Source organism: Bacillus sp. MUM 116 (genome assembly GCF_001866655.1).
Classification (GTDB): Bacteria; Bacillota; Bacilli; order Bacillales; family Cytobacillaceae; genus Neobacillus.
Genome location: NZ_MLYR01000065.1, coordinates 35,618 through 47,266, shown reverse-complemented (window position 1 = coordinate 47,266; position 11,649 = coordinate 35,618). Strand labels below are relative to the sequence as shown.

General features: G+C 37.5%; 11 protein-coding genes. 5 read left to right on the top strand and 6 right to left on the bottom strand.

Translation table 11 applies throughout. The features are described from left to right. Positions 1 to 148: 148 nt before the first annotated feature. From BIV60_RS16545 to BIV60_RS16520, 6 genes are all read right to left on the bottom strand, one after another. Complete coding sequence (locus BIV60_RS16545) at positions 149 to 334, bottom strand: hypothetical protein (RefSeq protein ID WP_071356810.1); 186 nt, start codon at positions 332 to 334, stop codon at positions 149 to 151. A 210-nt stretch (positions 335 to 544) separates the two neighbouring features. Then, positions 545 to 1,897, bottom strand: coding sequence for a hemolysin family protein (locus BIV60_RS16540; protein WP_071356814.1), 1,353 nt, complete (start codon positions 1,895 to 1,897; stop codon positions 545 to 547). A gap of 61 nt (positions 1,898 to 1,958) precedes the next feature. Beyond that, on the bottom strand, positions 1,959 to 2,387 hold the full coding sequence (locus BIV60_RS16535; RefSeq protein WP_071356809.1) for a MerR family transcriptional regulator: 429 nt from the start codon (positions 2,385 to 2,387) through the stop codon (positions 1,959 to 1,961). Positions 2,388 to 2,545: 158 nt separating this feature from the next. Continuing rightward, entirely contained in the window at positions 2,546 to 3,853 is a 1,308-nt protein-coding gene (locus tag BIV60_RS16530; RefSeq protein WP_071356808.1) for a hemolysin family protein, read from the bottom strand. Positions 3,854 to 4,132: 279 nt separating this feature from the next. Next, positions 4,133 to 4,675 (bottom strand): GNAT family N-acetyltransferase, encoded by a 543-nt coding sequence (locus BIV60_RS16525; RefSeq protein ID WP_071356807.1) that lies wholly within the window; start codon positions 4,673 to 4,675, stop codon positions 4,133 to 4,135. Between the two features lie 154 nt (positions 4,676 to 4,829). Beyond that, a complete protein-coding gene (locus BIV60_RS16520) occupies positions 4,830 to 5,960 on the bottom strand; it encodes a histidine kinase N-terminal domain-containing protein (protein WP_071356806.1) in 1,131 nt (376 codons plus the stop codon). A gap of 194 nt (positions 5,961 to 6,154) precedes the next feature. Here BIV60_RS16520 and BIV60_RS16515 point away from each other — a divergent pair, with 194 nt between their 5' ends. The 5 genes from BIV60_RS16515 (at position 6,155) to BIV60_RS16495 (ending at position 11,441) form a co-directional block, all read left to right on the top strand. Beyond that, positions 6,155 to 6,379 (top strand): FeoA family protein, encoded by a 225-nt coding sequence (locus BIV60_RS16515; protein WP_071356805.1) that lies wholly within the window; start codon positions 6,155 to 6,157, stop codon positions 6,377 to 6,379. After that, positions 6,379 to 8,382, top strand: a complete 2,004-nt coding sequence (gene feoB, locus BIV60_RS16510) for a ferrous iron transport protein B (RefSeq protein WP_071356804.1) — start codon at positions 6,379 to 6,381, stop codon at positions 8,380 to 8,382. Before BIV60_RS16515 ends, feoB begins: the two co-directional genes overlap by 1 nt. Positions 8,383 to 8,403: 21 nt before the next feature. Further along, positions 8,404 to 8,559 (top strand): FeoB-associated Cys-rich membrane protein, encoded by a 156-nt coding sequence (locus BIV60_RS16505; protein ID WP_071356803.1) that lies wholly within the window; start codon positions 8,404 to 8,406, stop codon positions 8,557 to 8,559. A gap of 274 nt (positions 8,560 to 8,833) precedes the next feature. Then, on the top strand, positions 8,834 to 9,292 hold the full coding sequence (locus BIV60_RS16500; RefSeq protein WP_071356802.1) for a helix-turn-helix transcriptional regulator: 459 nt from the start codon (positions 8,834 to 8,836) through the stop codon (positions 9,290 to 9,292). Between the two features lie 118 nt (positions 9,293 to 9,410). Next, complete coding sequence (locus tag BIV60_RS16495; protein WP_071356801.1) at positions 9,411 to 11,441, top strand: transglycosylase domain-containing protein; 2,031 nt, start codon at positions 9,411 to 9,413, stop codon at positions 11,439 to 11,441. Positions 11,442 to 11,649 lie beyond the last annotated feature (208 nt).

Sequence of the window (11,649 nt, the reverse complement as noted above, 5' to 3'; positions counted from 1 at the left end):
TTTAACCTTTTGGACGGATTGGCTTGTGACCTCGAGGGGCAGGACGCTTGCGCTGGACAATTCTCGAAGCCGAATTTTATACTTTCTTATCTCATGAAAAAGATCAGATTAGAAATCTGATCTTTTTCATTGCTTTTTGTACATGCGGTTATATTTTTTTGAATAACGCTTTTGCACCTAAATATAGAATGGCGAGTGCAAATACCAACATAGCAAGTGCTCCAATAATATGGAATAAAGGTGCAAGGCCTGCCAAGAATGAAACTGCCGGTAGATGAACTAGTGCGTAACCAGCTATAATAGAAACTAAAAATAGAATTGCTAAATCTTTCATTTTAATCCCCTCCTTAATAATAGAGTATGTTTAAGGTGGACAAGCGGTATAATTAAAACGCACATTTATAAAAAAACAGACCAATTTTTTTATTGGTCTGCTTGCTTACATTTTATATAAGAAATCGACTTCGAGAATTGTCCAGGTACAGCGCCTAGCCCCTCGAGGGAAAAAATGAACTGCTTTTTTCCTAGGTTGCTTCCGCTTTTCTTACGATAATACTTCTGATTTGGATAAAGCGATATTTTGAATGTTCTGTTCCTTATCATTCACCTTTTTTGTTACTTCAACATATTTGATATGATGTTCTTCCATATCGAGGATTTTAAAGGTATATGGTTCATAGTGGACGATGTCGCCCTCTTTTGCGTCATAGTTTTCAGTGAGAATCCAACCGCCGATCGTATCAACATCTTCATCCTCAATTTCTACGCCCAGCAAGTCATTAACCTCACTGACTAAAACCTTAGAATCTATTATATAATGATTCTCATGAATTTTGCGGATCATCGGAATTTCATCCATATCCGTTTCGTCCCGAATTTCACCGACAATTTCTTCAAGAATATCTTCAACAGTTACAAGTCCTGAGGTTCCGCCATATTCATCCATTAAAATGGCCATATGCATCCGGTCCTTCTGCATTTTAACAAGCAAATCATGAATAGGAATCGTCTCAATCACTCGAATAATCGGGCGGATAAAATGTTCTAATGTTTGGGTGGCAGGTGTTTCGTTCCCAATCAAATCCGTTGTCATTTCTTTGATATTCACTAGCCCAATAATATGATCTTTATCCCCATCGATAATCGGATACCTGGTGAATTTTTCTTCCCGTAAAACCTTAAGAAAGGTTTCTAGTGTATCGTCTTTGGACAGAGATACGATTTCAGTCCTAGGAACCATAATTTCTTTAGCAATCCGATTGTCAAATTCAAAAATTTTATTTACATACTTAAACTCAGATTGGTTAATTTCACCACTTTTGTAGCTTTCTGATAAGATAATTCGAAGTTCTTCCTCTGTATGAGCTATCTCATTTTCAGAGACAGGCTTTAAACCAAAAAGGCTTGCTGTAACTCGAGCAGATCCATTTAATGCCCAAATGACGGGGAACATCACCTTATAAAACAGGATAAGCGGACGTGATGTAACCAGCGTAATCATTTCTGCTTTTTGGATGGCTAAAGTTTTCGGTGCAAGTTCTCCGATTACTACATGCAAAAAGGTGATGGCTGCAAAGGCGATACCAATCGCCAGCACATGGGTGACGCTCTGAGGAATATGCAAAGCCAGAAATAACGGGCGGAGAAGTCTTTCCAATGTTGATTCCCCGAGCCAACCTAGACCTAGAGCAGTGATAGTAATACCCAATTGGCATGCAGATAGATATTCATCGAGATTGGATATAACCTTTTTGGCTGAAATTGCCCTGGAATTACCTTCATCAATCAATTGATCAATTCTTGTGCTACGAATTTTAACAATTGCAAATTCAGAAGCAACAAAAAATGCCGTCAAAGCAATTAAAATGGCTATAATAACCAAGTTAAATATGTCCAAATAAGTTTCCTTATCTCGCATTTAGACGAGTAAGGAGTCACCTCCCAATTTTATACAAAAGTTAATTTGATACATTCAAAAGAGATTTTAATAACGCAGTTCTTAATAAACTAAGATTATTGGTTAATTTTTCTCTTTGCCTGTCATCCAATTTTTCCAAGAGTGGAAGAAGGTCGAATAAATCATTGTGAAGCTGTTTCATTTGCTGTGTAATCGATTTTACGTATTTATCAACTTCAGAATCAATAATTTTCTCTTTCTTAATATCTAGCTTTCTTCTAATCTCGTCTAATGGATAATGTAAACTCTTACATTCCTCGATAAATTGTAAGTCCCTTAATGACTCTTCGGTGTATATACGGTAATTGGATTTAGAACGTTTCGCATTTAAAAGTCCAATCGAAGTATAATAGTCAATGGTCCTTTTGGAAACATTCGCTCTTTCTGCTAATTCACCGATACGATAGACAGCCCCATCATACCACCTCAATCATCAATAAAATTAACAATAATTATAAAGAAATTAAACTGTACAGTCAAACGTTTCGGTTATGCAACTGGTTGATAATATTATTTTATGGTAAATCGTTAAATATATGAACAGTAAAATTGAAATATTCGAATAATTTAATTGGAGCTAACGCCTTCTTATTCAGAAGGCGTTTTGGTATTGGTTACATTAATATACAGGATATGATGACCCTCGATTTCTGTTATTTCGAAAAGGTATCCATCCCTTTCAAGTGAATCCCCTTTATGTACATCAAACTTTTGCGTTAAAAACCAGCCTCCAATGGTATCAACATCTTCCTCTTCAAGTGCTGTTCCTAATAAATCATTTACTTCCTCTATAAGGACTTTTCCGTCTAAAATATAATGATCGTCGCCTTTTTTCTGGATTAATGGAAGTTCATCAATATCAAATTCATCGCGAATCTCACCAACAATTTCTTCAAGGATGTCTTCAACCGTTACAATTCCTGCCGTTCCTCCATACTCGTCCGATAAAATGGCCATATGGGATTGATTTTTTTGCAGTTTCACCAGTAATTCCTGAATGGGAATGGTTTCAATAACATGAATCACTGGTTTTAAATAAGTCATTAATGGTTCTTTTTCAAGGCATTTTTGTTGAATGCAATCCGTCAAGACTTCCTTAATATTTACAATCCCGTATATATTATCTTTGTCCCCGTCGATGATAGGGTAACGAGTGTACTTTTCTTCCTTAACGGTCTCAATAATCTCTTCCATGGTTGCATCCTTGGACAATGCGACTATTTCTGTTCGCGGAACCATGATTTCTTTTGCAATCCGATTGTCAAATTCAAAAATTTTATTCACATAACGGTATTCTGACTGATTGATTTCGCCGCTTTCATAGCTCTGCGAAAGAATCATCCGTAACTCCTCTTCCGAAAGAACCATGTCATTCCCTGATACAGGTTTTATACCAAAGAGTCCGCTTACTAATCGTGAAGAACGATTAAGGATCCAAATAAAAGGATACATCAGCCGATAAAACCAAATAAGCAGAGGGGAAAAAAGTAAAATAATTTCTTCTGATTTCTGAATCGCAATCGTTTTTGGCGCTAATTCTCCAATGACTACATTAAAAAAAGTAATAATTAAAAAGGCTATGATAAATGAAAGAACTTGTATTAGGGAAGAAGGCAGTTGACTACTATTGAAAACGGGTTCCAAAATTTTTCGAACGGTAGGTTCCCCCAGCCAGCCCAGGATTAATGATGTGATGGTAATGCCCACCTGGGTTGCGGATAAGTACCCATCTAAATTGGTAATCACTTTTTTGGCCAATTGTGCCTCTTTTTTACCCTCTGATATTAATTGATCAATTCTTGTTGTACGTACATTAATCATTGCGAATTCTGAGGAAACAAAAAATGCCGTAAACGCAATGAGTATTGCAATAATCACTATATTCATCCAAACCATTGAACACCTTACATGTGGTAAGGCAGCCACCTCACTTAAAAATTACTCTTTGTATACATTATATCCTCTAATGATCTTTTCTACTTGACATCCTTTAAGAAACCTTATCTATATTATTTCAAAAAAAAGATATGAGGGCAAATAGTTTAGAAAAGCGGAAGCGCCTTGGTCAGACTCAGGCATAGAACAAGCCTAGCCGCTTGCGCTGGACAATTCTCGAAGCAATTTATTTATTCTTATAGTATAAAGCAAGCGAAAGCTTCGTAAGCTTCCGCTTGTTTAACCCGCCCATTCTCTCGCAAGCTTACTATAGATAAAGAGATCATGGAAACGTCCGTATAATTGTTCTCCATCCCTGATAATACCTTCTTTAACAAAACCCAATTTTTCAGGAATGGCGCGGCTTTTTAGGTTTTTTATCCCGCAGCGGATTTCTACACGATTTAAGCTTAATTGAAAAAAAGCATAATTTAACATCGTCCGGACGGACCGTGTCATAATTCCATATCCTTCTGCATGTTTCGCCAGATAATATCCAATACTTGTAAAGCGGTTATGCCAATCAATTTGCTGCAAGCCAATTGAACCGACAAGTTCCCCCTTATAAAGAATTCCGGCATACAGACCATTATTTTCGGCAAATTGTTGGAGCCAGATGGGGATGATTTGTTCGAATTGAAAAGGAGATGTCATGCTGTCCACCCATGGCAGCCATTCTCTTAAATGTTCCCGGTTTTCTTCCACCAGCTGAAAAAGTTTTAACGCATGATGAGGCTGAAATAATTGAAGCTCAATTTCATGATCTACCTTTAAAGTAAACATGTCTTCTTCTCCTGGTTTTTTTATACATCATATGCAGGAGTCAAGAATTGGGTAATTAGAAAAGCGTAAGCGCCTTGAGCAGCCCCGCCAAGTGCTGGAGCTAGACAAACAAAAAATCCCGGAATAGCCGGGATTTCAATCTCTAAGAAAAAATTTATTTATCCATATCAATAGGTAGAGTAATCGAAAAAGTTGTAATTTCCGGTGAGGAATAACAGGATAGACTGCCTTTATGTTTCTCAATGATTTCCTTACAAACAAAAAGACCGAGCCCAGTTCCAAGTGTTTTGGTAGTAAAAAATGGTTCGAAAATGGTCTTTTGCAGTTCTGCAGGAATCATTGGTCCATTATTGGAAATGGTAACTGTAACAAATTGATGGTCTTCGATTGAACTGGTGATGGAAATCGTTGGCTGAGAATGCCGATGATGATTAAGGACGTCAATCGCATTAAAGATAATATTGATAAAAACCTGCCGAATTTCATCCGAATAGCCAATAAGAGTTAAATCCTCTTGTAAATCATTTTTAATTTTGACTTTGCTGTCAAGGATACTTGGATAAAGAAAATTGAGTACGCCCTCAATCAGTTTATTAAGCTTAAAATATTCTTTATCCTTTCCGATAATCTCCTTTTTGGATAAAAGCAGGAATTGTGAAATCCGAAAATTAAGCTGATCTAACTCACTGGAAATGATATCTAAATAACGCATATTTGGAAAATCAGCCTTTAGTAATTGAATGAACCCTTGAATGGATGTGAGCGGGTTTCGAAACTCGTGAATAAAACTGGATGTCATTTGACCAAGAAGGGTCAACCGGTCCTGATGGGTGGAATCAATAAACCTAGTCTTTTCTTCAATAATTTTATTTTTTGCTTCAGAATAGTGAGAAGCGGCAAAATAGATAAACTTATCAAAGCAAAAATTGATCTGATTGATAGATTCCTGCAGGTCCGGCCATTCCAAGCCTGTTTTTCCTAAATAACTATATAAAACTGAACGTCCAAGATTTACATTGTAGACAAAATCTCCAATGTTGACATCTGCATTTACTCTTTCCTCTGAGACCTCGATGGCGAGCTTATGAATCATTTCGATAAGCTTCTCTTCGGTCAAATTATTTATATTAACAATTATATTGAACAGACCTTCCCCATTCGTGCGGATTTTCAGTTTATAGGGGTCCCCATTCGAAATAATTATTAATTTTTCCCATTCTTCTATTAGATTATCTTTATTTTTTGCAAAAAAAGCGAGTAAATCTGACCTTACTTCGGATAACATGCGGAACTTTCCCCCTATGGTCTTAGTACCAAATTAATTCGCTGAAATAGGGGGAAATTCCTTGTGGAAAATGATTGAAAATTTTTTTCGAACTTTTGTCACATTTTTTTAATGCAGAAATACTGCATTTAGTGATAAAATAACCTTATAATAAAGATAATCATTCTCAATTAACATAAAAAAGGGTGATAAACATGTTTGGATTGTTAAAAGCAGGGGAAAAAGGAAAAATTACTGATGTATCACATGTCGGTCACCTTGTTCAAAGACGCTTGCTTGATTTGGGTATTACAGAGGGCTCTGAGATTTGTGTTAAGTGTGTGATGCCTTTTGGCGGACCAATTATGATTGAATCTTGCGGTCAGTGTATTGGTATACGACGTAGGGAAGCCAATCAGATTGGAGTGGAAAAATTATAATGGAAATCGCTCTTATCGGTAACCCGAATACAGGGAAAACATCACTGTTTAATAACCTAACAGGATCCTATGAGTATGTGGGGAACTGGAGCGGTGTAACGGTTGAAAAAAAAGTCGGGGTTTTTAAAAATAATATCGGCAGATTAATAGATTTACCTGGTGTTTATACTTTAAATCCACTTTCAAAAGATGAAGGAGTTGTTACCTCTTTCTTTTTAAAGGAATCGGTTGATCGTTTACTAAATATTTTAGATGCTTCTCAATTAGAAAGGAATTTACATCTAACGCTCCAACTGCTTGAATTTGAAAAACCGGCATTGATCGGTTTAAACATGATTGATGTGGCAAAAAATCGTGGGATCCAAATAGATGTACAAAAGCTTTCCGAAATTCTTGGAGTACCAGTTGTTCCGGTTGTAGCAAGAACGGGAAAAGGTTGCGATCGCCTGATTGAAGCGATTGGAACAGAGTCCTTTCAGTCAAATCGAAAAAATCTGGTTTTTTACGGAAATGAAATTGAAACAGCGATTTCGGAGCTGGGGGCTGAACTATCAGGTAAAACGGAACATTCCACCAGGTGGCTTGCATTGCAATGGTTAGAAGGAAATGAGTACGTCAAAACCTATCTCGCAAAACTAGTCAATGAGCAAAGAATTGAGACTATTTTTACGAATGTAGAATCAAAGATTGTACAAAATTATGATGTTAAATCACTTCCAAACTATATTTATTTAAAAAGAAAAGAAGTCATTGAGAAAATTATTGCAGATTCAGTTATTAGAAATGAATCACATGTTCCACTTTCAGAAAGAATCGACGGGATTGTTACAAATCGTTTTTTGGGAATGCCAATCTTTTTGCTGTTAATGTACTTCATGTTTATGTTGACGTTTGATTGGCTTGGTACACCATTATCAGATGGACTGGACGCTCTTATAAATGGTCCGGTTGCAGTTGGAATTGAAAAAGCTTTGAACCTTGTGCATGCATCTGCTTTTATTCATGATTTAATTTTGCAAGGGTTAGTTGCCGGTGTGGGCGGTGTCCTAGTGTTCGTCCCGCAAATTTTTATTCTATTTTTCTTTATATCATTGTTAGAAGACTCCGGGTATATGGCGCGGGTTGCCCTTGTAATGGATAGGATTATGGAGTCTGTCGGTTTAAATGGTAAAGCTTTTATTCCAATGATGATTGGATTTGGCTGTAATGTACCGGGAATCATGGCAGCAAGAACCATTGAAACCCCGCGTGAGAGGCTGATAACCATATTGCTGACACCATTAATGTCCTGCTCCGCCCGCTTACCTGTATATGCTTTATTTGTTGGCGGCTTCTTTGTTGGACATAAGGCCTTAATTGTTCTTAGTCTCTATGTGCTTGGGATTGTTGTCGCATTAATTTTAGCTAAATTGTTTTCTTCAACGATATTCAAGTCGGAAACATCGTTATTTGTAATTGAGCTTCCACCATATCGTCTTCCTCAATTTCAATCCTTATGGAGAAGTACTTGGGACAAAGGGAAGGGATTTGTTCGGAAAGCAGGAACCTTTATTTTTGGGGGATCTGTTTTTATCTGGCTTTTATCGTACACAGGTCCAAGCGGTTTAAAAGTAGATATGGATCATAGCTTTTTAGCAGCCATTGGGAATGCAATAGCACCGATTTTACATCCGCTGGGATTTGGAACATGGCAGGCGGCTGCCTCGTTAATAACAGGATTCCTTGCAAAAGAAGCAATTATCTCAACGATGAATATAATCTATTTTGTTCCTGAGAAAGCCACCTTGCAAGGGTTGTTGACCAATTATTTTACGCCGCTTTCTGCTTACAGCTTTATGGTGTTCATCTTATTGTATATTCCATGTTTGGCAACTGTTGCTACAATTTTTAAGGAAACAGGCTCGAAGAAGTGGACTGTCTTTTCAATGGTGTATGCATTTATCATTGCTTATGTGTTAGCTTTAATTGTTTATCAGGGCGGGAAATTATTCGGACTGGTATAAACTTTAAAGGAGATGGAAAATATGGTTGCTAGCATCATTATTGGTGTAGCAGTATTTGGATATGCGTCTATTGCAGTGGTCAAATTCATTAATAAATCGAAAAAGGGAAAATGCGCTGCATGCGAGTTGCGAAAATCCTGCTCGAGCGGGTGCGTAACCCCACCGCAAATGAAATAACTTTACTAAAGGCTATTTTCGCATAGATTGTGTTTTTCGTATAAGTTCATCAACCCATATAACTAAATGCTTCGTGGCATCTTTTCGTAAGAACATTTGCGAAAACTGCCTAGAAATTTAGTAAATGACCCTTATTAAGGTTCAAAAGTAACAAAGTTTACGAAAAGAACCTTACTAAAAAACTGCTATCCAATAATGATAGCAGTTTTTTACTTTTAAAAGTGATAAATCTTGTGTAAAATTGCACTAGAATCCACTGAAGGAAGGGTTTCATGTGACCAGGGATGATATTATAAAACTAGTTTCTGATAAGCTCCGTTTGATTCGTACAGAAGCGGGTTACACTCAGGATAAAATGGCCGAAATAATTGGTGTGTCCAAGAAAACACTGGTTCAAATTGAAAAAGGCAGAGTTCTTGCCAACTGGTCAACAGTCGTAGCCATCTGCGCACTATTTAGGGAAACGGAAACCGTTCAATTTTTATTTGGGAATGAACCACTTGAAGTCCTTGAGACGGTAGCTCGTGAAGGAATTGATTACCGAAAGATGAAAACCCTTGGCGGCCGTATCTGGTGGCGGGTGGTTTCAATGAAAAATGGATTTATTCTTCAGCAAAATATTCTTAGTAAGCATTTTCGAATATTGGATTCGAAGAATTATCGAATATTTAGCAGCTTTGATGAAAAACTTTCAAGGCTGCGTTTCAAAGAATTAACAAAAATGAATGAATAAAGCTGAATTTTAAGACGGGCTCTCCCGTCTTTTTTTGTTTTATGAGTAAATTTACTAAAATTAGGGAAAAAGAAAATGATGCCCTAAATCGGTATTTTTTTACTTTAAGGAGATTTTTATGAAAATAGCGATTCGCGAGATATGGAAAAATTGGAAAAGATGGCATATGAGTCAAGTGACGGTATTATCCGTTTCTACGATTGTTCTTTGCTTTATGGGAGTATTACATTTTTATGCAAAGGATGTTGATATATCGGGATTGAAGAATGAATTGCCACAAGCAACTATTTTTTACGATCAAAATAATCAGATAGCAAGTAAAGTATCGGCCAATAAAAATGAAGGTGTATCCATCAAACAAATTCCCGAATCAATGAAAAACGCAGTTATCGCCATAGAGGATCATCGATTCTATCAGCATCACGGAGTGGATTTTGTTGGTACATTAAGAGCATTCATCCGTGATCTAAAAGCAGGCAGGATGATAGAAGGCGGCAGTACCATCACCCAACAATTAACGAAAAATACGCTGCTTACCTCGAAAAAGACTTTTAAGCGAAAAATCGAGGAAGTTTTCTTGGCATTGGAGATAGAGCGGAAATATACCAAACAGGAAATTCTGCAAATGTACTTAAACAAAATTTATTTTGGTGCCGGAGCGTGGGGGATTAAACAGGCAGCTCTTAAATATTTTGCAAAGGATGTAAAAAATTTAACCCTCAGTGAGTCTGCCTTACTTGCAGGCTTAATCAGATCCCCTTCCGCATTAAATCCTTATGAACACATGGAAAAAGCAGTAAAAAGAAGAGACCTCGTTTTGGATGAAATGAAAAAGCTGGGATATATCTCAAATCAGCAATTCGACCAAGCAAAAAAAGAAAAAGTTGTTTTGAATGATAAAGGCGGGGATCCGTTTAGGGGAAAATATCCTTACTATGTGGATCAGGTTTTTGAAGAAGCTCACAACGATTACGGTCTTTCACAGGATGAATTATTAACGGAAGGGTATCGAATTTACACTGAACTTGACCAAACCATGCAAATGGCAATGGAAAATGCTTATCAAAATGATGCCTTATTTCCGAATGGTCATGATCCTCTCCTGCAAAGCGGAGGTGTCCTGGTCGATCCAAAGACTGGAGGAATCCGGGCACTTGTCGGCGGAAGAGGGGAACATACTTTTCTAGGGTATAACCGTGCTTCTCAATTAAAGGCACAACCCGGCTCTTCCATTAAGCCAATTTCTGTTTATACCCCGGCACTTGAAGAAGGCTGGAAGGTCACCGATATGTTAAAAGATGAGCCGATGAAGTTCGGCGATTATGCACCAAAGAATTACGATTTCAAGTATGCCGGAGAGGTACCGATGTATGATGCGGTTAAAGATTCGAAAAATGTTCCTGCCGTCTGGCTATTAAATGAAATAGGAATTAATAAGGGAATTGAATCGATGAAAAGATTCGGGATCCCGTTGGAAAAAAGTGACCGTAGTCTTTCCATCGCACTCGGAGGATTGGAAAGGGGCGTATCGCCGATGGATATGGCGGAAGCGTATATGGTTTTTGCCAATAATGGTTTTCGAGAAAGAACACATGTCATTAATAAAATCGTCGATGCCGATGGGAAAATTGTCGGGCAGTGGAAAGAAGAAAAGATAAGAGTGACAACGAAAGCTGTTACAGATAATATGACTACCATGCTTTTGGGGGTGGTAGAGCAAGGATCTGGGCAGGGTGCCCAAATTCCGGGAAGAGAAGTAGCCGGTAAAACAGGTTCTACTCAAGTACCTATAAAAGGAATCTCTGGAGTCAAGGATCAATGGTTCGTTGGCTACACCCCACAACTCGTTGGTGCCATTTGGGTAGGATATGATAAAACAGATGAAAATCACTATTTAACCACTACGAGCGGCACGGGGGCGGCGATTGTATTCCGTGAAGTGATGAATGATGCACTTGAAAATGCGCCAGTAGAAAACTTTCAGGTCCAGCATATCTCTTCCTACATCGAAGAGAGGAAACAAAAGGATAATAACTTCTTCCACCAGTTTAATAATGAGGTGAATAAGTGGGAGGAGAAGTGGAATAAACAAAAGGAAAAGTGGAAAAAGAAATGGAATAACCGGCAGGGACAGGGCTGGGGTTTTTAAGGAGATTATATAGGAATTTTCTGAAAAATGGGAATTGACATTCGTCTAAACTGGTGATAATCTTACAAAGTAAGAAAAAAAAGGAAAAGGGGGGTTACAAAATGAACATGAACGTAATGAATAAAATGTTTATTAAAAATGAATATTTTAATGTAACCTGTCCGATTAGGCTCTCTAAATGATCCATTCCTTTGATCGAACTTTTTAG